Origin of the sequence: Rhizobium sp. 11_C7_N12_5, from assembly GCF_051811145.1 — a bacterium.
GTDB lineage: Bacteria > Pseudomonadota > Alphaproteobacteria > Rhizobiales > Rhizobiaceae > Rhizobium > Rhizobium lusitanum.
This window is the reverse complement of sequence record NZ_JBPWPY010000001.1, coordinates 2,372,540-2,393,296: the sequence shown is the minus strand read 5'-3', so window position 1 is coordinate 2,393,296 and position 20,757 is coordinate 2,372,540. Positions and strand designations below refer to the sequence as shown.

The following is a 20,757-nucleotide window of genomic DNA, read 5'->3' as shown; positions in this document are numbered from 1 at the left end:
CGGAGACAATCATCGGCTTCTCCTGCGCATTCGGAAAAGAACATGTTCTGTTTGCGAATCTTTTTCGTCTTTCCGGGACTTGTCGTTTTTATTGCATATGCGAATGTGCGGCCGGGTAATGATCGGGATGAATGCATGCGATATTCGGCATATCAGCTTCTAAAACAGGCGTTTTCAGGCAACCGCCATTGGCAGCCGGTGTGGCGGACGCCGGAGCCAAAATCGCATTACGACGTGATCATCGTCGGCGGCGGCGGGCATGGGCTGGCGACGGCTTATTATCTCGCCAAGGAATTCGGCATCACCAACGTCGCGGTGCTGGAAAAGAACTATATTGGCTCCGGCAATGTCGGCCGCAACACCACGATCATCCGCTCCAATTACCTCTTGCCGGGCAATGAACCTTTCTACGAATTCTCGATGCAGCTCTGGGAAGGGCTGGAGCAGGATTTCAACTATAATGCCATGGTCTCCCAGCGCGGCATCGTCAACCTCTTCCATTCCGACGGCCAGCGCGATGCCTATGCCCGTCGCGGCAATGCCATGCGTATGCATGGCGTCGATGCGGAGCTTTTGAGCCGCGAGCAGGTGCGCCGGATGATGCCCTACCTGAATTTCGACCATGCGCGCTTTCCGATCCTCGGCGGCCTGCTGCAGCGGCGCGGCGGCACGGCACGCCACGATGCCGTCGCCTGGGGCTATGCGCGCGGCGCCGACAGCCGCGGCGTCGATCTCATCCAGCAATGCGAGGTGATCGGCATCCGCCGCGAGGCTGGCGTTGTGACCGGGGTGGAAACGAACCGCGGCTTCATCGGCTGCAACAAGCTGGCGCTGGCGGCGGCCGGTCATACCTCGATCCTGGGTAATATGGCCGATCTGGAATTGCCGATCGAAACCCATGTGCTTCAGGCCTTCGTCTCCGAAGGGCTGAAGCCTGTCATCGACAACGTCATCACCTATGGAGCGGGGCACTTCTATATCTCGCAGTCGGACAAGGGCGGCTTGGTCTTCGGGGCCGATATCGATTACTACAGCTCCTACGCCCAGCGCGGCAACCTCGCCACCGTCGAGCATACGATGGAGGAGGGGGTGGCGCTCATTCCCGGCCTGTCGCGTGTGCGCGTGCTGCGCACCTGGGGCGGCGTCATGGATATGAGCATGGATGGCTCGCCGATCATCGACCGCACGCCGATCGACAATCTCTATCTGAACTGCGGCTGGAACTATGGCGGCTTCAAAGCGACGCCGGCTTCGGGCTTCTGCTTCGCGCACTTGATCGCCAAGGGCGAAAGCCACGAAGTCAGCCGTCTCCTGCGTCTCGACCGCTTCGAGCGCGGCTTCGCGCTGGACGAAAGCGGCAAGGGTCCGCAGCCGAACCTGCATTGAGGGCACGAAACCAATGGCAAGCTTGATCAACTGCCCGCATTGTGGCATGCGACCGAAGGAAGAATTCTCCATTCGCGGCGCGTCCGTCGCCCGTCCGGCTCCTTCGGCTCCGGATGAGGATTGGCATCGCTATGTCCATATCCGCGACAACGAGCGGGGACGGATTCTCGAATACTGGCATCACGCGGCGGGCTGCCGCCGCTGGCTGGTCGTTGAGCGCAGCAACATCACCCACGAGGTCTTTTCCGTCACCGATGCCGAGGACAAGGCAAGGGAGGCGGCGCAATGACGGCCTATCGTCTGTCGACCGGCGGGCTCGTCAATCGCAGCCGCCCGCTTTCCTTCAAATTCGACGGCAAGGATATGAGGGGCCTGGAGGGCGATACGCTCGCCGCCGCTCTCCTTGCCAATGATCAGCTGCTCGTCGCACGCAGCTTCAAATATCACCGGCCGCGCGGCATCCTGACGGCAGGTTCGGCTGAACCCAATGCGCTCGTCACCATCGGCAAGGACGGGCGCACGGAGCCGAATACACGAGCCACCGTCGCCGAACTCTATCAGGGCATGACGGCTGCCAGCCAGAACCGCTGGCCGTCGCTGAAATATGATCTCGGCTCGCTCAACGGCCTGTTGTCGCCCTTCCTCGGCGCGGGCTTCTACTACAAGACATTCATGTGGCCGGCAGCCTTCTGGGAGAAGGTCTATGAGCCGCTGATTCGCCGCGCCGCCGGCCTCGGCAAGGCAGTCATGCAGGCCGATCCGGATCGCTATGAGAAAGCCTGGGCGCATTGCGATCTGCTTGTTATCGGCTCTGGTCCTGCCGGATTGATGGCAGCGCTGACCGCGGCGCGTGCCGGCCTGCGCGTGGTCCTCGCCGATGAGGGCTTCCGTCTGGGTGGCTCGCTGTTGTCGGAAAGGGTCTCGATCGGCGGCGCGTCGGCCGATGTCTTCGTTCAGGCGACGCTGGAGGAGCTGCAAGGTTTCGAGAGTGTCACCCTGATGCCACGTACGACAGTCTTCGGCTGGTATGACGGCAATGTCTTCGGTGCGGTCGAGAAGGTGCAGAAGCATGTCGCGACGCCGTCGCCCGATCTGCCGGTCGAGCGTCTGTGGCGTATCGCAGCCAAGCGCGCCATTCTTGCCTCCGGCGCGGAGGAACGGCCCTTGGTTTTCGGCGGCAACGACCGCCCCGGCGTGATGGTGGCCGGTGCCATGCGCAGCTATCTCAATCGCTACGGCGTCGTTGCGGGTCAGAAGGTGGCCGTGTTCACCAATGGCGGCTCGGGCTATCGCACAGCGCTCGACATGGCGGCGGCCGGCGTCGAGATTTCGGCGATCATGGATACGCGCGCCGCCTCTTCCGACGTTGCGCCGCAAGGTGTTCGCGTCGTGCATGGGGCGAGCGTCCACGCGACCAAGGGCAAATATCGCATCAGCGGCGTCATCGCCGATCGCGGCGGCCTGGATGAACTCATTGCCTGCGATGCGCTCGCCATGTCGGGTGGCTGGTCGCCGATCATCCATCTTGCTTGCCAGCGCGGCGCCAAGCCGGTCTGGTCGGACGAGAGCCAGGCATTCATGGCGCCAACAGTTGGCGGCGAGCTGGAGATTGCCGGATCGGCTGCGGGCATCGAGAGCGTTTCCGGCTGTCTCGCCGATGGTGTGGAAAAGGCGCGGAAGATTGTCGAAAGTCTCGGCCGCACTGTTCATGCGGCGGATGTCCCCGAGGTCGAGGGGGACTATGATCCGTCCTTCGCGGCGATCTGGCATGTGCCCGGCGCCAAGGACAAGGCGTTCGTGGATTTTCAGAACGACGTCCATACCAAGGATCTCGGTCTTGCCCTGCGTGAGGGCTTCGGCCATGTGGAGCACGCCAAGCGCTACACGACCAGCGGCATGGCGACCGATCAGGGCAAGCTCGGCAACGTGAACGCCGCCGGCATCATCGCCGGCATGCGCGGCGTCAGTCCTGCCGCCGTCGGCACGACAACGTTCCGGCCGTTCTACACCCCTGTCTCCTTCGGCGCGCTGGCGGGCACGGCGCGCGACAAACACGCGCAGCCGGTGCGGGAATCGCCGCTGCACGGCTGGGCAAAGAAGAATGGCGCGACTTTCGTCGAGGCCGGCCTCTGGTATCGTTCGTCCTGGTTTGCGCGGACGGGCGAAAAGGGTTGGCGTGACAGCGTCGATCGCGAAGTCTTGAACGTCCGCAACAATGTCGGCCTTTGCGATGTGTCGACGCTCGGCAAGATCGAGGTTTTCGGCAAGGATGCCGCGGAATTTCTCAATCGCCTCTATTCCAATGCCTTCCTGAAGCTGCCGATCGGCAAAGCGCGCTACGGGTTGATGTTGCGCGAGGATGGCATCGTCTTCGACGACGGAACGACGAGCCGGCTGACGCCCGATCACTTCTTCCTCACCACCACGACCGCGATGGCCGGCGAAGTGATGACGCATATGGAATTCTGCGCGCAGACGCTCTGGCCGCAGCTCGACGTTCGCTTCGTCTCCTCATCCGATCAATGGGCGCAGATGGCGATTGCCGGGCCGAAGGCGCGGCTGGTGCTGGAACAGATCGTCGAGGACGATATTTCCGATGCGTTCTTCCCGTTCCTCGCTGCCGCCGAAGTCATGCTTAAGGGCGGCCTCAAGGCGCGCCTGTTCCGCATCTCCTTCTCCGGCGAGCTTGCCTACGAGCTTGCGGTTCCTGCCGGCTATGGCGAGGCCGTCGCGGATGCGATCATGGAGGCCGGCAAGGCGCATGGCATCTGCGCCTATGGCGTCGAAGCCCTCAACGTGCTGCGCATCGAGAAGGGCCATGTCACTCATAACGAGCTGGACGGCCGCACGACGCCCGACGATGTCGGGCTTGGCCGGATGATGGCGACGCAGAAGCCGGATTTCATCGGCAAGAGATTGTCCACCCGCTTCGGATTGACTGCGGCCGACCGCGTGCAGCTCGTCGGCCTGAAGCCGCTCGATACGACGAAGGAGATTCATGCCGGCGCGCATCTGTTGAGGGAAGGCGCCAGGCCGTCGACCGCGAACGATCAGGGTCATGTCTCCTCGGCTTGCTTCTCGCCCGTTCTCGGCCATTCCATCGCTCTGGCGTTCCTGAAGTCGGGCCGGGAACGGATCGGCGAGCATGTGGTCGTCTGGGACGGGTTGCGCGGCGAGGAAGTGCCGGCGGAGGTCTGCACCCCGGTCTTCGTCGATGCTGACAACAAGAAGCTTTTCGGGTGAGGGATTAATGAGCGTCGCGTATCAAAACAGACATGTGCTGGAAGATCACATTTCCGGCTTCGAGGCTGCCCCCAATCCGAATCATCTTGCCGTTGTCCGCCGGCCGGTCATCTTCTCGGTGCTTGGCAAGGCCGGCGAAAAGGATTGGGTTCTGGCCGGCCTGAAGGCGATTGACGATGTGTCGGTTCGCGACGTCGGGCCGAGAGAATGGCTTGTTCTGTCGGAGACGCTTGGTGTCGAGAGTGTGGCGCGGGATCTCTTCACGCTCGATCCTGCCCGCGTTTCCTTCTTCGAGCAGAGCGACGGCCGGGTGTTGCTTCGTATGTCCGGCCCCAGCGTTCGCCGTATCCTGGCGAAATGCATGGCCGTCGACCTGCATCCGCAGGTTTTCGCCGAGGGCCAGTCGGCCAGCATGTTGTGCTGCCATGTCAGCGCCAATGTCGCCCGCACCGGCCCTGACCGCTTCGAGATCATCATCCCTCGCTCCTATGCCGGCAGCGTGTTCGAGGAGATCATGGAGATGGGGCGCGAATTTGCCCTGACGGCCGGTTTTGCCGACTGAAAAGCCATAGGCCGCCGGACCTCGAATGCCTTGCCGATCGATTTGTGTCTTCGAAAAGCGATGGCGCGATCCGAACAATTGCGATGGCGCAAACAGACATATCGGTTTCGCAGTTCGGGCTATTTGGCTTCCCGGATAGTCTCTAGGCTGCCCTGCAAATGCGGCCGGTCATACGGGAAAACACCCGGCGACTTCGTGCTGAAAACAGGGGATTCCTAGATGAAAAGCCATGCCAAGGTCGTCGTCATCGGTGGCGGTGTCGTCGGATGTTCGGTGCTCTATCACCTGACGAAGTTCGGCTGGACGGATGTGGTGCTGCTCGAACGTTCCGAACTGACCTCCGGTTCGACCTGGCATGCCGCCGGTGGCATGCATACGATCAACGGCGACCCGAATGTCGCCAAGCTGCAGAAATATACGGTCGAGCTCTACAAGGAGATCGAGGAGTATTCGGGCCAGGACATCGGGCTGCATTTGACCTCGGGCCTTATGCTGGCGGCGACGCCGCAGCGCTTCGACTGGCTGAAGTCGATCCTTGCCAAGGGACGCTATAACGGCCTGGAGGCGACCCTGCTGACGCCCAGGGAAGCGCATGAGATGATGCCGCTTCTCGATCCCGATCAGTTCGTCGGCGCTCTCTACGATCCCGTCGAAGGCCATCTCGATCCTTATGGCACCACGCATGCCTATGCCCGTTCGGCGAAGAAGAACGGTGCCGACATCTATCTGCATACCAAGGTGGAAGAGCTGGTGCAGCGCGAGGACGGTTCCTGGCGCGTCATCACCAACCAGGGCGAGATCATCGCCGAGCATGTCGTCAACGCCGCCGGTCTCTGGGCGCGCGAAGTCGGCCGCATGGTCGGGCTGGAGCTTCCCGTGCTCGCCATGGAGCACATGTATCTGATCACCGAGGACATGCCAGAGGTGATCGACTTCAACAAGACCACCGGCAAGGAACTGATGCACTGCGTCGATTTCGATGGCGAGATCTATCTCCGCCAGGAGCGGCAGGGCATGCTGATGGGCACCTATGAGAAGGCATGTCGCCCCTGGTCGCCGCTGACGACGCCCTGGGATTTCGGCCACGAGCTGCTCGCCGAGGATATCGAGCGCATCACGCCGGAACTGGAAGTCGGCTTCCGCCATTTTCCGGCCTTCAACAATGCCGGCATCAAGAAGATCATCAACGGCCCGTTCACCTTTTCGCCTGATGGCAACCCGCTTGTCGGTCCCGTGCGCGGGCTCAGGAACTATTGGTCGGCCTGCGCCGTCATGGCCGGCTTCAGCCAGGGCGGCGGCGTCGGGCTGGCGCTCGCCAACTGGATGATCTATGGCGATCCGGGCTTCGATGTCTTTGCCATGGACGTCTCCCGCTACGGCGACTATGCGACGCTTGCCTATACGAACGCCAAGGTGCGCGAGAACTATGCCCGGCGCTTCTCCATCCGCTATCCGAACGAGGAACTGCCGGCCGCGCGTCCGCTGCTGACGACGCCGATCTACGACAAACTAAAGGAGGCAGGCGGCGTCTTCGGAGCTTACTACGGTCTCGAGCAGGCGCTGTGGTTTGCTCCGCAGGGCGAGGTGGACCAATTCTCCTGGCGCCGCTCCAACGACTTCGACGTCGTCGGCGCCGAAGCGAAGGCGGTGCGCGAGAGTGTCGGCCTGATGGAGACTTCGGGCTTTGCCAAATATTCGGTCAAGGGGCCGGGGGCGGAAGCTTTCCTCGACAGGTTGCTCACCTGCCGCATTCCGGCCGTCGGCCGCATGACGCTGGCGCCGATGCTGAAGCATGACGGCAAACTCATCGGCGATTTCACGCTGGCAAAGCTCGGCGAGGGCGATTTCCTCCTCATCGGCTCAGGTATCGCGGAAGCCTATCATATGCGCTGGTTCGAAAGCCTGCTGCCCAAGGACGGCTCGGTCGAGCTGAAACCGCTGGGCCTGTCGCTTCTCGGCCTCTCGATCGCCGGTCCGAATGCCCGCAGATTGCTGCAGAAGCTGACGCATCAGGACCTTTCGACCGACGCCTTTCCCTTCATGTCCATCCGGCGCATGGATATCGGCATGGCGTCCGCCATCGTCGGACGCGTCTCCTATACGGGCGACCTGGGATACGAGATATGGATGAAGCCGGAACATCAGCGCTACATCTTCGATCTCCTGATGGAGGAGGGAGCCGAATTCGGCATACGGCTGTTCGGCTTGAGGGCGCTGAATGCGCTGCGTCTCGATAAGTCCTATGGCAGCTGGGCGCGCGAATACCGGCCGCTTTACGGCCCCTTCGAGGCCGGCCTTGGCCGCTTCGTGGCGCTTTCCAAGCCGGCCGACTTCATAGGCAAGGCGGCTGCAACAAAGGAGAAGTCGGAAGGCGGGGCACTGCGGCTGAAAACCTTCATCCTCAAGGCGAGGGATGCCGATGTCATCGGCGACGAGCCGATCTACCACAATGGCGCGGTCTGTGGCTGGGTCACGTCTGGCGGATATGCTCATGCCTCCGGTCTCTCGGTTGCCGTCGGTTATGTTCCGAAGGAAATTGCCGATGAGACACAGGGCTGGTCGATAGAACTGCTTGGCGAACTCTTGCCTGCGAACCTGCAGGCGGAGCCCCTGTTCGATGCCGACGGAGCGCGCATGCGAGCCTAGTTATGCTTGTGAAAGCGAAACTGGTAGGCCCCGCAGAGGGCCTGCCGCTGACAAAAGCTCTTCAGCGAAAATTCCCTTGTTGATCATTTTGGCTATTTTTTGAGGCAGGGGATGCCGCTTTTATATCATTTTTGGCCTGATTTGCGCCAGTGCGCGGCGATTTGAAAAGAATTTGTCAATTTCTTGCCTTTTTGGCTTCACATTTCCCTCGAAAGCGGTATGGAATCGCCCCCACGGGTCCTCATGAAGGAAACCCTAAAAGTAATAAGAGGTGCGGTCGATTGACGCCGCATCCAGGGGAAATGACATATGGATTATTTTATCCAGCAGCTCCTAAACGGGCTGACTCTCGGGTCTATCTATGGCCTGATCGCCATTGGTTACACCATGGTTTACGGCATCATCGGCATGATCAATTTTGCCCATGGTGATGTTTTCATGCTCGGCGGCTTTGCCGCTCTCATCACCTATCTGGTTCTCGTGTCGCTCTTCGCCGGCTTGCCGGTGGCGGTCTTGCTCTTGGTGATGCTGATCGTCGCTATGCTGATGACGAGCCTTTGGAACTGGGTGATCGAGCGTATCGCCTACCGACCGCTGCGCGGTTCCTTCCGCCTCGCGCCGCTGATCACGGCAATCGGCATGTCGATCGTATTGTCGAACTTCATCCAGGTTGCTCAGGGTCCGCGCAACAAGCCGATCCCGACGCTGGTGGGTGATGTCTACAACTTCGGCGCCGTGTCGCTGTCGCTGAAGCAGATCATCATCTTCATCATAACGGTCGTTCTGCTTGCCGCCTTCTGGTATCTGGTCAACAAGACTGCGCTCGGTCGTGCCCAGCGCGCCACGGAGCAGGACCGCAAGATGGCGGCGCTGCTCGGCATCAATGTCGACCGCACCATTTCCGTCACCTTCATCATGGGCGCCGCGCTCGCCGCCGTCGCCGGCACGATGTATCTGATGTACTATGGCGTCGCCAACTTCGCCGACGGCTTCACTCCCGGCGTCAAGGCGTTCACCGCGGCGGTTCTCGGCGGCATCGGTTCGCTGCCTGGCGCTGTCCTCGGCGGCCTGATGATTGGCTTCATCGAGTCGTTCTGGTCGGGTAATTTTCCCATCGCGTATAAGGATGTCGCGACATTCGGCATCCTGGCTTTCGTTCTGATCTTCAAGCCAACCGGCATTCTCGGGCGGCCGGAAGTCGAAAAGGTATAACGCCATGGCAAATTCAAATTTCGTTGCAGACAAGACCGCGCCCGGCCTTGTCCAGAAAGGGATTACGGATGCCCTCTGGACCGCGCTGATCGCCTTTGGGATGTTCGTGCTCTATATCGGCCTGAAGACCGATCAGAACATGGACAACAAGCTGGTTATCGTCCAGCGCTGGGGCCTCTTGGCCATCATCGTCGCCATTGCGGCGGTAGGACGCTTCGTGATGACGGTGTTCGTGCGGCCCCGTCTGGAGGCTAGAAAGGCCGAGAAAGCCAAGGTTGCGCCAGTCGTGACCGAGCAGGGTTTCGTCGGTAAGAATTTCAACGCGATAGCGCTGGTTTTCCTGCTTATCTATCCGATGCTGGCACTGGCGCTTTTCGGTCCACAGGGGTCTCTGACCTATGTCGACAACTTCGGCATCCAGATCCTCATCTACGTGATGCTTGCCTGGGGCCTGAACATCGTCGTCGGTCTGGCGGGGCTGCTCGACCTCGGCTATGTCGCCTTCTATGCGGTCGGCGCCTATTCCTACGCGCTGCTCTCGACGCATTTCGGTCTGTCGTTCTGGATACTGCTGCCGCTCTCCGGCATCTTTGCCGGGCTTTGGGGCATGATCCTCGGTTTCCCGGTTCTGCGCCTGCGCGGCGACTATCTGGCGATCGTGACGCTGGCTTTCGGTGAGATCATCCGCATCGTCCTGACGAACTGGACTGACGTGACGAAGGGCAGCTTCGGTATTTCCAATATTACCAAGGCATCGATGTTCGGCATCTACACCTTCGATACCAAGGACCCGCACAACTTCATCCGCAGCTTCGGCCTGCCGTTCTCGTCGGCTTGGTACAAGATCTTCCTCTTTTACGTCGCCCTGGCGCTCTGCGCGCTGACTGCCTATGTGACGATCCGGCTGCGCCGCATGCCGATCGGCCGTGCATGGGAAGCTCTGCGCGAAGACGAGATCGCCTGCCGCTCGCTCGGCATCAATACGGTGACGACGAAGCTGACTGCCTTCGCCACCGGCGCCATGTTCGGCGGTTTTGCAGGTTCATTCTTCGCAGCCCGTCAAGGCTTCGTCTCGCCGGAATCCTTCGTGTTCCTCGAGTCTGCGGTGATTCTGGCGATCGTCGTTCTTGGCGGAATGGGCTCGCTGAAGGGCATCGCCATTGCGGCGATCGCCATGATCGGCGGTACGGAATTGCTGCGCGATATGGATTTCCTTAAGACCGGTCTGGTCGTGGGCAATACGACGATCATTCCCGGCTTCGGTCCCGATTTCACTCCCGAACTGTATCGCATGCTGATCTTCGGGCTCGCCATGGTCGTCGTGATGATCCTCAAGCCGCGCGGCTTCGTCGGCACCCGCGAGCCGACCGCCTTCCTCAAGGAGCGGAAAGCGGTCTCGGGCAGCTTTACCAAGGAGGGCCACGGCTGATGAACGCTGTGACCGCAACCCCCGACGACATCCTGCTGAAGGTCGATCACCTGTCGATGAGGTTCGGCGGCCTGATGGCGATCAACGATCTCTCTTTCGAGGCGAAGCGTGGCGACATCACCGCGTTGATCGGACCGAACGGCGCTGGGAAGACGACCGTGTTCAACTGCATCACGGGCTTCTACAAGCCGACGATGGGCATGATCACGCTTCAACAGAAAAGCGGCAAGGAATATCTTCTGGAGCGGCTTCCGGATTTCCGGATCACGCGCGAAGCCAAGGTGGCGCGTACCTTCCAGAACATCCGCCTGTTTTCGGGCCTGACGGTGCTCGAAAACCTGCTGGTGGCGCAGCACAACAAGCTGATGCGCGCCTCCGGCTACACGATCCTCGGGCTGCTCGGCATCGGCCGCTATAGGGCAGAAGCCAAGAATGCCATCGAACTCGCGCGCTTCTGGCTCGAGAAGGCCGATCTCATCGACCGGGCCGACGATCCCGCCGGCGACCTCTCCTATGGTGCCCAGCGCCGTCTGGAAATCGCCCGCGCCATGTGCACAGGCCCGGAGATGCTTTGCCTAGACGAGCCGGCGGCCGGTCTCAATCCTCGCGAGTCCCTGGTGCTCAACGAGTTCCTGCGCAACATCCGCAAGGATACCGGAACGTCGATCCTTCTGATCGAGCATGACATGTCGGTGGTGATGGAAATCTCCGATCATGTCGTCGTGCTCGAATACGGACAGAAGATCGCCGATGGTACGCCGGATCAGGTCAAGAACGATCCGAGGGTGATCGCGGCCTATCTGGGTGTCGAGGATGAAGAAGTGGAAGAGGTGATTGCCGAAGTCGAGCACCTCCAAGAGGGCGAACATTGATGACGGGGCAACCGCTTCTGAAAGTTGAGGGCGTCGAGACCTATTACGGCAATATCCGTGCCCTTGCCGGCGTCGATATCGAAGTCAACAGCGGCGAGATCGTCAGTTTGATCGGTGCGAACGGCGCCGGCAAGTCGACGCTCATGATGACGATCTGCGGCAGCCCGCAGGCGCGCAGCGGCTCGGTCATCTTCGAGGGGCGCGATATCACTCGCATGCCGACGCATGAGATTGCGCGGCTTCGCATCGCCCAATCGCCGGAAGGCCGGCGCATTTTCCCGCGCATGACCGTCTATGAAAACCTGCAGATGGGCGCGAGCCTCGACAAGCTCAAATATTTCAACGAGGACGTCGAGAAGATCTTCACGCTGTTCCCGCGCCTGAAGGAGCGTCAGTCGCAGCGCGGCGGCACGCTGTCGGGCGGAGAGCAGCAGATGCTGTCGATCGGTCGCGCGCTGATGGCGCGTCCCAAGCTGCTTTTGCTGGATGAGCCTTCGCTCGGCCTTGCGCCGTTGATCGTCAAGGGCATCTTCGAAGCCATCAAGGTTCTGAACAAGACCCAGGGGCTCACGGTGTTCCTCGTCGAGCAGAATGCCTTTGCGGCGCTGAAGCTTTCCGACCGTGGCTATGTGATGGTCAACGGACGGGTGACGATGAGCGGTTCGGGCAAGGAATTGCTTGCCAATCCGGAAGTGCGCGCCGCCTATCTCGAAGGCGGGCATCATTGAGCCTCGTTTTGCGGAGAATTTGATATGCAGGGAATTTTCTTCGAAAGCGATACCGGCGGCCGCATCGTCATCCGCGCGATCATCGTCCTCCTCGGCTTCTGGACGGCCTGGCGCGCGGGCCGGGCAGTGGCCTCCAACTGGGATTCCTATCCGTTGGCGGTGATCTACACCTTCCTGGTCGGGCTCGGGCTGCAATTTCTGCACCACGCCTTGTTCAACGGGCCAGTCTTCGATCTCGGAAACTATGCTCTCGACGTGGTTCTGCTGCTGATCTTCGCGACGGCCGGATATCGCTATCGGCGCACCGACCAAATGGTCAATAATTATTACTGGCTCTATGAAAAGACCTCAGCCTTTTCATGGAAGAAGAAGAATTGACACTGTGCCTAAACTAGGCACAGTCTGCGTGCGACATCGGCGTAATCCTGTCTTATAAAAACGAATGACACCTGACGGGATCATGCTTTAAGTATTCGGAATACAAGCGTTACCGGCGTGATGATTGGTGGGTATCGCGCAGGGCAAATCAAACGGAACCCGCTTAAAAATTGGGAGTAACAATATGAAGAAGTATCTTCTGTCGGCGGTGGCTTTGTCGGCAATGATCGCGTTCGGCGGCGTCGCGAAGGCCGACATCATCATCGGCGTTGGTGGTCCCTTGACGGGCCCGAATGCTGCGTTTGGTGCGCAGCTCCAGAAGGGTGCCGAGCAGGCTGCTGCCGATATCAACGCAGCCGGCGGCATCAACGGGGAAAAGGTCAAGATCGAACTCGGCGACGACGTCTCGGACGCGAAGCAGGGCGTTTCGGTCGCCAACAAGTTCGTCGCTGACGGCGTGAAGTTCGTTGTCGGTCACTTCAACTCGGGCGTTTCCATCCCGGCTTCGGAAGTGTACGCCGAAAACGGTATTCTCCAGATTACCCCGGCTTCCACCAACCCGCAATTTACGGAGCGCGGCCTCTGGAACACCTTCCGTACCTGCGGTCGTGACGACCAGCAGGGCGCAGTTGCCGGCAAGTATATCGCCGACAATTTCAAGGGTGCCAAGGTTGCCGTCGTTCACGACAAGACCCCCTATGGCCAGGGCCTCGCTGACGAAACCAAGAAGAACCTCAACGCCGCTGGCGTGACGGAAGTTCTTTATGAAGGCATCACCCCCGGCGACAAGGACTATTCGGCCCTCATCGCCAAGATGAAGCAAGCCGGCGTCGATTTCGTCTACTACGGCGGTCTGCACACCGAAGCCGGCCTGATCATGCGTCAGATGGCCGACCAGGGCGTCAAGGCTCATTTCATGTCCGGTGACGGTATCGTGTCGAACGAACTTGCTTCGATCGCAGGCGACGCCGTCAACGGCACGCTGATGACCTTCGCTCCGGATCCGCGCAAGAACCCGGCTTCCACCGATCTCGTCGCCAAGTTCCGCGCTGCCGGCTACGAGCCGGAAGGCTACACGCTGTACTCCTACTCTGCTCTGCAGGTCATTGCCGCCGCTGCCAAGGCTGCCGGTTCCAACGACCCGATGGCTGTTGCCGACGCGATGAAGGCAAAGGGTCCGTACAAGACTGCCATCGGCGAACTCGGCTTCAATGCCAAGGGCGACATCACCCGTCCGGACTACGTCATGTACAAGTGGTCCAAGGGTTCCGACGGCAAGTATAGCTACGACGAAATCTCGAAGTAATCTTCGCGCTGCCGGCTTGCCGGCATTCGTTCGATCTGAGGAGCCCGGCCATTGGCCGGGCTTTTTTCATTGTTCCCGGCAGAGGATCGCCATTTTCTTCGCGGCGAACCTGCTTTAAGTCTGCCCGATATCGACAGGAGGAGGTGCAGCATGAGCAGACCCCGTATTCTCGTTACCCGGCGCTGGCCTGCTACGGTCGAAGCGGTCCTTTCAGAGCGCTTCGACGTCACGCTGAATAAGGATGACATTGCTCTTGATGCGGGGCAGCTGCACGAGGCGCTGCGAGCTTATGATGCGGTTCTGCCGACCGTTTCCGACAAGCTTCCGGCAGCCCTTTTCGAGGGTGATGCGATCAGGACGAAGATCCTCGGCAATTTCGGTGTCGGCTTCAATCACATCGATATCGCCGCCGCCCGGGCGAAGGGTATCGTTGTCACCAATACGCCCGGCGTGCTGACGGATTGCACCGCCGATATCGCCATGCTGCTGTTGCTGTCCGTCGCCCGCCGTGGCGGGGAGGGCGAGCGGGAATTGCGCGCCGGCGCGTGGACCGGCTGGCGGCCCACACATCTGGTCGGCACCAAGGTTACCGGCAAGACCGTCGGCATCATCGGCTTCGGCCGCATCGGCAGGGCGTTCGCGCAGCGCTGCCATTTCGGTTTCGGCATGGATGTCGTCTTCCATAGTCGCTCCGCTATCGATCCGATGGAAGCCGCGCGCTATGGCGCTATGCAATTGCCGACGGTGGAGGATGTGCTTGCAGTCTCCGACTTCGTCTCCCTGCATTGCCCCGGCGGTGCGGAAAACCATCACCTGATGAATGCCGCCCGTTTTGCCGCAATGAAGCGGAGCGCCTTCCTGATCAATACTGCGCGCGGTGATGTCGTCGATGAGGCAGCGCTGATCTCGGCGCTTGAGCTGGGCACGATCCGCGGCGCCGGTCTCGACGTTTACGAGGCGGAACCGAACGTGCCGGAGCGGTTGAGAGCGATGGACAACGTGGTGCTTCTGCCGCATCTCGGCAGCGCCACCGAAGAGACGCGCACGGCCATGGGCATGAAGGTGGTGGACAACATCACCGCCTTCTTTGCGGGGCGCGAGCCGCCAGATCGGGTGGTCTAGCTCCTTCGCCCCGCAAGGCGAGGAGAAGGGTGATCGCATCTAGATCTCGTGCAGCACATGAGCGGCCTTGACGGCGGCGGACGCCCGGTTTTCCACCCCGAGCTTCACGTAGATCTGCTCCAGATGCTTGTTCACCGTGCGGGCTGAAAGCCCAAGGATTTCGCCGATGTCGCGGTTGGATTTGCCCTTGGCGATCCATAGCAGCACCTCGGATTCGCGTTGCGTCAGCGAGAAGTGCTGGCGCAGGATCTCGTCGTCGGCGCGTTGATTGGTTGCCGTCAGGCGAAACAGGTATTCGTCGGGGCCGATGGCGCCGAGGAAAGCGAATTGGAGGGCGGCCTGACCGCCATTGCTGATCGAAACGATGTTGTCGCGCGCCGGGCCGAGCCGTTCGCGTTCGAGCATGAAGGCAGCGATGTGTTTCGACGCGAGATCGAGGCCGTCGTCGCTGCCGGTGGCGGCGTTGATGAGGCGTGTCGCCTGCGGCGTCGACCAATGGATCGAACCATTGCCTTTGACCGCCAAGAGATGACGACCTGCGGCATCGAGCGCCACTCGCGCACTCTGGGCAGAGCGGGCATTGCGCAGGTGAACGCGGATGCGGGCGCGCAGCTCGTCGACATTGATCGGCTTGGTGAGATAATCGACGCCGCCGGATTCCAGTGCGTGCACCACATGCTCGGTCTCGGTGAGGCCGGTCATGAAGACGACGGGAATCTGGGCGATGCCCGCATTGGCCTTCAGCCGGCGGCAGGTCTCGAAACCATCCATCGACGGCATGACGGCATCGAGCAGGATGAGGTCGGGCGTGATACGCTCGACGATATTCAGCGCCGCCGATCCCGACGTGGCGATCAGCACCGAGAAGCCGGATTGTTCGAGGGCATCGGTCAGGAAGCCGAGCGCCTCCGGCGAATCGTCCACCAGCAAGACTATATCGCGGGGCAGGGTGGGCTCAGCCAATCTGTTCTACCTTTTCGTTGTCGAAGGTACGCAGTGCTTCCAGGAAGCCGCCAAGATCGAAGGCCTGGACATAGGTGCGCAAAGCGTCGGTGAAGGGCTTGTTTTCGTCCAGCTTGGCGAGGTCGGAAAGTTTTGCCTCGATGCCTCTGACATAGCCGATCTCGCCCAGCCGCATCAATTCGTGCACATGCTCCATCCCCGGGCTCTTCAAGGGCGGTGGCGGTTTCGGGGCGACCGGGGCCGATGCGTCGGCATATGCCCACTTGAGGCCGAGATGCAGGGCGAGCTTGTCGCGAAGCTGGCGGATGTCGATGGGCTTGGAGACGGCGTCATTGTGGCTGTCGTCGCTATCGGCTGCGGCGGCGGCATCGCCGATATTGGCCGACAGCATCAGGATCGGCGCCGTCTGGCCGCTTTCTCTCAGCCGCGAGACCAGCTGCCAGCCGTTCATGCCGGGCATGGAGATATCGACCAGGAAAAGGTCCGGCTTGATGCCTTCGATCAGCGTCAGGCAATCGGGACCGCCGGCAGCGGTCAGCACGATGAAATCGAGCGGTGACAGCACTTCGCGCATCAGCTCGCGATGGTCTTCATTGTCATCGACGACGACGACGGTGCGGCGCGGCCCCTCATAACCGACGATGCGCTGCTCCTGTGGCGGCGGCTTCATCGGGCGAAGCACGGCCGACAGCATCAGGCGGACACGGAATGTCGAGCCCTTGTCCTTCTCGCTGGCGACGGAGATCTCGCCGCCGAGCGTATTCGTCAGCAATTGCGTGATGGTCAGGCCGAGGCCGAGGCCGGGCATGGGCCTTACGCTGTCGGCCTCGCCGCGCTGGAAAGGCTCGTAGATGCGGGTGAGATCCTTTTCGGCGATGCCCCGGCCCGTATCCGAAACGGTGAAGGTGGCGACCTGGTTGCGGTAGCCGACCTCGAAGCGAACGGTGCCCGCATCGGTGAATTTGATGGCATTGGACAGCAGGTTGACGAGGATCTGCCGCAGGCGTTTCTCGTCGGTGCGAACATAGTCGGGCAGGGCGGCCGAGCGCTCATGGATGAAGGCCAGTCCTTTCGCCTGCGCCTGCGGATGGAACATGTCGACGATCTGGTCGAGGAAGTCGTGGATGTTGATCTCGTTGGAATAGACCTGCAGGCGGCCGGCCTCGATCTTCGATATGTCGAGCAGCCCGTCGATCAGGCCGGACAGATGCTCGGCGCTGCGGCGGATGACCTTCAGCGAGGATTGGCGGGGAGCTGGAATGGTCTCGTCGCGCTCGAGGATCTGGGCGTAGCCGAGCACGGCATTGAGCGGCGTGCGCAATTCGTGGCTGAGACCCACGACATAACGGCTCTTGGCGCGGTTTGCTGCTTCCGCCACTTCCTTGGCGCTCTGCAAGGCGGCGTCCGTCTTCTTGTGCGCGGCGATTTCCTTCAAGAGAAGCGTGTTCTGGCGCGAGGATTCCTCCTCCGCCACCACGCGACTGTCATGGGCAAGTACGTAGAACCAGCAGACGACGCCGGCGATGACGGCGAAGACGAAGAAGACGATGAGGATGGTGCGGTTGACCACGACAGCCGTTTCGGGCGAGGCGGCGCCGACCTCATGCGCGATCATCGCCAGGATGGCGCCGACGGCGGTCAATGCCACGGCGACAGCGATGCCATAGCGACCGAGACGCGTGGCGAGCCTGGCGACGATGCTTTCGGGCAGAAGCGTCTTGGCGACGGTGCCGACTTGCGTGTTGAGCCGTGCTTTCGGCTTGCACATATCGTGGCAGCGGCTGTCGAGCGAGCAGCAGAGCGAGCAGATCGGCGCGGCATAGGCCGGGCACCAGGCCATGTCTTCCGGCTCGAAGGGATGTTCGCAGATCGAGCAGGTGATGGTCGAGAGATTCTTCCAGCTCTGGCGCGGCTTGCGGGCCAGATAATATTTGCCCTTGGTGGCCCAGGCGAGAAGAGGCGAGGCGATGAGCGCGACGATCAGGGTGATGTAGGGCGCAAGCGAGGCGGCGACCGCGCCGAAAGCGCCGAAATGGGCGATCAGCGAGATCGTCGCTGACAGTGCCATGGCGCCGAGGCCGACCGGATTGATGTCATAGAGATGCGCGCGCTTGAATTCGATACCCGGCGGCGCCAGCCCGAGCGGCTTATTGATGAAGAGATCGGCGGAGATCGTGCAGAGCCAGGCCATGGAAATGATCGAGAAGATGCCGAGCGTCTCCTCCAGCAGCCGGTAGATGCCGAGCTCCATCAAAAGCAGGGCGATGGCGACGTTGAAGACCAGCCAGATGACGCGGCCGGGATGGCTGTGCGTCAGTCGCGAAAAGAAGTTCGACCAGGCGAGCGAGCCGGCATAGGCGTTCATGACGTTGATCTTCAGCTGCGAGACCATGACGAAAGCCGCCATGAGGAGCAGCGCGGCATTGTGCCAGGGGATCATGTAGCCGAAGGCGGTGAGGTACATCTGGGCGGGATCGGCGGCACGATCGGCTGGCACGCCTGAGGTCAAGGTCAAGACGACGAGGAACGAGCCGGCCAGCAGCTTCGGCGCACCGATGATCACCCAGCCGGGGCCTGCGAGGAAGATCGCCAGGCGATGGCGCCATTTGCGGTGCCCTTCCGGCGGAAGGAAACGCAGGAAATCGGCCTGCTCGCCGATCTGCGACATCAGCGCCAGAATGACGGCGGAGGCGGCGCCGAATTCCACGAGATCGAAGGGTGCGGCACTTCCCGGCGCGCTCGATGCGTGATGAATGCCGGCGAAAGCCCGCCAGAGATCGAATTTCCCCCAGTCGGAAAAGGCGATGAAGACGAAGGGCAGGATGTTGAGAACGATCCAGAAGGGCTGCGTCAGCAACTGGAACCGGCTGATCAGGCGCACGCCATAGGTCACCAGCGGGATCACCATCACGGCGCTGATGATATAGCCGATCCACAGGGGTATGCCGAGCGTCAGCTCCAGTGCGCCCGACATGATCGATGCTTCGATCGCAAACAGCATGAAGGTGAAGCTGGCATAGATCAGCGATGTGATGGTCGAGCCGATATAGCCGAAACTCGCGCCGCGCGTCAGCAGGTCGATGTCGACGCCGTGGCGGATGGCATAGCGGCTGATCGGCAGCCCGATCGCCAGCATGACGATGCTGGCGACGACGATAGCGTAGAAGGCGTTGGTCGTGCCGTAGGATAGCGTGATCGCGCCACCGATCGCTTCCAGTGCCAGGAACGAGATAGCGCCGATCGCCGTCTGCGAGATGCGTTGCGAGGAGAATTGCCGGGCGCTCTTGGCGGTGAAACGCAGGGCGTAGTCTTCCAGCGTCTGGTTCGCGACCCAGCGGTTATACTCGCGTCTCACAGGAATAATGCGTTGCCGCGCAGCCATGCTTACCCTTCAGCAATCCCGCCCATCGTACTCCGGCAGTCCAGAAATGTCGTAACATGGATCGATACCGTGCTTAAGGGCATGAGGGCACCATAGACTGCACATTTCGCCCCGGCGCCTACGTCATATTACGTATGTGGTTTCCCCAGGGGCTGCCGGATAGTCGCGGAAGGCAACGGTTAATCTTCGTTACCGGCCGTTGCGGCAGACAAAAGAGGGGAACCACAAATGAAACTGAAGACTCTCGTCTCCGGCGCGCTGCTTGGCGCCATCATGTCCACCACCGCATTCCACGGCGCCTTTGCCGCCGACGACACCATCAAGGTCGGTGTCCTTCATTCCCTTTCCGGCACCATGGCGATTTCGGAAACGACGCTCAAGGACGCCATGCTGATGCTCATCGCCGAGCAGAACAAGAAGGGCGGCGTTCTCGGCAAGAAGCTCGAGCCCGTCGTCGTCGACCCGGCTTCCGACTGGCCGCTCTTTGCCGAAAAGGCCCGCGAGCTGATCCAGAAGGACAAGGTCTCGGCCGTCTTCGGATGCTGGACCTCCGTGTCGCGCAAGTCGGTTCTGCCCGTCTTCAAGGAATTGGACTCGATCCTGTTCTATCCGGTTCAGTTCGAAGGTGAAGAGTCCGAGCGCAACGTCTTCTATACGGGTGCTGCTCCCAATCAGCAGGCGATCCCCGCCGTCGACTACCTGATGAAGAACGAAGGCGTGCAGCGCTGGGTGCTCGAAGGCACCGACTATGTCTATCCGCGCACGACCAACAAGATCCTCGAAGCCTATCTGAAGTCCAAGGGCGTCAAGGACGAAGACATCATCATCAACTACACGCCGTTCGGCTTCTCCGACTGGCAGACGGAAGTCTCGAAGATCAAGGCCTTCGGCGCAGCCGGCAAGAAGACGGCCGTCGTCTCGACCATCAACGGCGATGCCAACGTGCCCTTCTACAAGGAACTGGGCAACCAGGGCGTCAAGGCCGAAGATATCCCGGTCGTCGCCTTCTCGGTCGGCGAAGAGGAACTGGCCGGCGTCGACACCAAGCCGCTTGTGGGGCATCTGGCCGCCTGGAACTACTTCCAGTCTGTCGACACGCCCGCCAATGCCGCCTTCATCAAGGAATGGCACGCCTACACCAAAAACGACAAGCGCGTGACCAACGACCCGATGGAAGCCGCCTATATCGGCTTCAACATGTGGGTGAAGGCGGTCGAAAAGGCCGGCACGACCGATCCCGATAAGGTCATCGACGCACTCGTCGGCGTCTCGGTTCCGAACCTCACCGGCGGTTACGCCACCATGATGCCGAACCACTACATCACCAAGCCGGTTCTGATCGGCGAAGTGCAGGAGAACGGCCAGTTCGACGTGGTTTCGCAGACCCCTGCAGTGGTCGGCAAGGAATGGTCCGATTATCTGCCCGACAGCAAGGATCTGATCTCGGATTGGCGCATGCCGATGAACTGCGGCAACTTCAACGTTTCCACCGGCAAGTGCGGCGGCAAGGGTTCCTGATTTTCGCCGC

General features: G+C 61.0%; 15 protein-coding genes. 13 read left to right on the top strand and 2 right to left on the bottom strand.

What is annotated here, in order from left to right; all coding sequences use genetic code 11:
* Positions 1-135: 135 nt before the first annotated feature.
* From AB8B29_RS11805 to AB8B29_RS11750, 12 genes are all read left to right on the top strand, one after another.
* On the top strand, positions 136-1,386 hold the full coding sequence (locus AB8B29_RS11805) for a sarcosine oxidase subunit beta family protein (RefSeq protein ID WP_037195439.1): 1,251 nt from the start codon (positions 136-138) through the stop codon (positions 1,384-1,386).
* A gap of 13 nt (positions 1,387-1,399) precedes the next feature.
* Positions 1,400-1,675 carry a sarcosine oxidase subunit delta gene (locus AB8B29_RS11800; RefSeq protein ID WP_034503810.1) on the top strand — a complete coding sequence of 92 codons (276 nt, stop codon included), beginning with the start codon at positions 1,400-1,402 and terminating at the stop codon, positions 1,673-1,675.
* A complete protein-coding gene (locus tag AB8B29_RS11795; protein ID WP_113118449.1) occupies positions 1,672-4,629 on the top strand; it encodes a sarcosine oxidase subunit alpha family protein in 2,958 nt (985 codons plus the stop codon). Before AB8B29_RS11800 ends, AB8B29_RS11795 begins: the two co-directional genes overlap by 4 nt.
* Before the next feature lie 7 nt (positions 4,630-4,636).
* A complete protein-coding gene (locus AB8B29_RS11790) occupies positions 4,637-5,191 on the top strand; it encodes a sarcosine oxidase subunit gamma family protein (protein WP_047562924.1) in 555 nt (184 codons plus the stop codon).
* 219 nt (positions 5,192-5,410) lie between these two features.
* Positions 5,411-7,837, top strand: coding sequence for an FAD-dependent oxidoreductase (locus AB8B29_RS11785; RefSeq protein WP_113118450.1), 2,427 nt, complete (start codon positions 5,411-5,413; stop codon positions 7,835-7,837).
* A gap of 309 nt (positions 7,838-8,146) precedes the next feature.
* Entirely contained in the window at positions 8,147-9,049 is a 903-nt protein-coding gene (locus tag AB8B29_RS11780) for a branched-chain amino acid ABC transporter permease (protein ID WP_037195212.1), read from the top strand.
* 4 nt (positions 9,050-9,053) lie between these two features.
* Entirely contained in the window at positions 9,054-10,478 is a 1,425-nt protein-coding gene (gene livM / locus AB8B29_RS11775; RefSeq protein WP_037195210.1) for a high-affinity branched-chain amino acid ABC transporter permease LivM, read from the top strand.
* Positions 10,478-11,350: an ABC transporter ATP-binding protein gene (locus AB8B29_RS11770; protein ID WP_047562409.1), complete on the top strand. Its 873-nt coding sequence runs from the start codon at positions 10,478-10,480 to the stop codon at positions 11,348-11,350. The genes livM and AB8B29_RS11770 overlap by 1 nt, the downstream gene beginning before the upstream one ends.
* A complete protein-coding gene (locus tag AB8B29_RS11765; RefSeq protein ID WP_037195206.1) occupies positions 11,350-12,078 on the top strand; it encodes an ABC transporter ATP-binding protein in 729 nt (242 codons plus the stop codon). The genes AB8B29_RS11770 and AB8B29_RS11765 overlap by 1 nt, the downstream gene beginning before the upstream one ends.
* A 24-nt stretch (positions 12,079-12,102) precedes the next feature.
* Positions 12,103-12,456 (top strand): DUF6867 family protein, encoded by a 354-nt coding sequence (locus AB8B29_RS11760; RefSeq protein WP_037195204.1) that lies wholly within the window; start codon positions 12,103-12,105, stop codon positions 12,454-12,456.
* 184 nt (positions 12,457-12,640) lie between these two features.
* Entirely contained in the window at positions 12,641-13,762 is a 1,122-nt protein-coding gene (locus AB8B29_RS11755; protein ID WP_037195203.1) for a branched-chain amino acid ABC transporter substrate-binding protein, read from the top strand.
* A gap of 150 nt (positions 13,763-13,912) precedes the next feature.
* Positions 13,913-14,884 (top strand): 2-hydroxyacid dehydrogenase, encoded by a 972-nt coding sequence (locus tag AB8B29_RS11750; RefSeq protein WP_037195202.1) that lies wholly within the window; start codon positions 13,913-13,915, stop codon positions 14,882-14,884.
* Positions 14,885-14,923: 39 nt separating this feature from the next.
* Here AB8B29_RS11750 and AB8B29_RS11745 read toward each other — a convergent pair whose 3' ends face one another.
* Positions 14,924-15,847, bottom strand: coding sequence for a response regulator transcription factor (locus AB8B29_RS11745; protein WP_037195201.1), 924 nt, complete (start codon positions 15,845-15,847; stop codon positions 14,924-14,926).
* Positions 15,840-19,229, bottom strand: coding sequence for an ATP-binding protein (locus AB8B29_RS11740; protein WP_047638733.1), 3,390 nt, complete (start codon positions 19,227-19,229; stop codon positions 15,840-15,842). The genes AB8B29_RS11745 and AB8B29_RS11740 overlap by 8 nt, the downstream gene beginning before the upstream one ends.
* A gap of 228 nt (positions 19,230-19,457) precedes the next feature.
* Here AB8B29_RS11740 and urtA point away from each other — a divergent pair, with 228 nt between their 5' ends.
* Complete coding sequence (gene urtA / locus AB8B29_RS11735; RefSeq protein WP_037195197.1) at positions 19,458-20,747, top strand: urea ABC transporter substrate-binding protein; 1,290 nt, start codon at positions 19,458-19,460, stop codon at positions 20,745-20,747.
* The last annotated feature ends 10 nt before the right edge of the window (positions 20,748-20,757 follow it).

Bases quoted from the DNA above. Each gene is read 5' to 3' on its own strand.
- AB8B29_RS11805 (WP_037195439.1), top strand. From the start codon at position 136: ATGCGATATTCGGCATATCAGCTTCTAAAACAGGCGTTTTCAGGCAAC.
- AB8B29_RS11800 (WP_034503810.1), top strand. From the start codon at position 1,400: ATGGCAAGCTTGATCAACTGCCCGCATTGTGGCATGCGACCGAAGGAA.
- AB8B29_RS11795 (WP_113118449.1), top strand. From the start codon at position 1,672: ATGACGGCCTATCGTCTGTCGACCGGCGGGCTCGTCAATCGCAGCCGC.
- AB8B29_RS11790 (WP_047562924.1), top strand. From the start codon at position 4,637: ATGAGCGTCGCGTATCAAAACAGACATGTGCTGGAAGATCACATTTCC.
- AB8B29_RS11785 (WP_113118450.1), top strand. From the start codon at position 5,411: ATGAAAAGCCATGCCAAGGTCGTCGTCATCGGTGGCGGTGTCGTCGGA.
- AB8B29_RS11780 (WP_037195212.1), top strand. From the start codon at position 8,147: ATGGATTATTTTATCCAGCAGCTCCTAAACGGGCTGACTCTCGGGTCT.
- livM (WP_037195210.1), top strand. From the start codon at position 9,054: ATGGCAAATTCAAATTTCGTTGCAGACAAGACCGCGCCCGGCCTTGTC.
- AB8B29_RS11770 (WP_047562409.1), top strand. From the start codon at position 10,478: ATGAACGCTGTGACCGCAACCCCCGACGACATCCTGCTGAAGGTCGAT.
- AB8B29_RS11765 (WP_037195206.1), top strand. From the start codon at position 11,350: ATGACGGGGCAACCGCTTCTGAAAGTTGAGGGCGTCGAGACCTATTAC.
- AB8B29_RS11760 (WP_037195204.1), top strand. From the start codon at position 12,103: ATGCAGGGAATTTTCTTCGAAAGCGATACCGGCGGCCGCATCGTCATC.
- AB8B29_RS11755 (WP_037195203.1), top strand. From the start codon at position 12,641: ATGAAGAAGTATCTTCTGTCGGCGGTGGCTTTGTCGGCAATGATCGCG.
- AB8B29_RS11750 (WP_037195202.1), top strand. From the start codon at position 13,913: ATGAGCAGACCCCGTATTCTCGTTACCCGGCGCTGGCCTGCTACGGTC.
- AB8B29_RS11740 (WP_047638733.1), bottom strand. From the start codon at position 19,229: ATGGCTGCGCGGCAACGCATTATTCCTGTGAGACGCGAGTATAACCGC.
- urtA (WP_037195197.1), top strand. From the start codon at position 19,458: ATGAAACTGAAGACTCTCGTCTCCGGCGCGCTGCTTGGCGCCATCATG.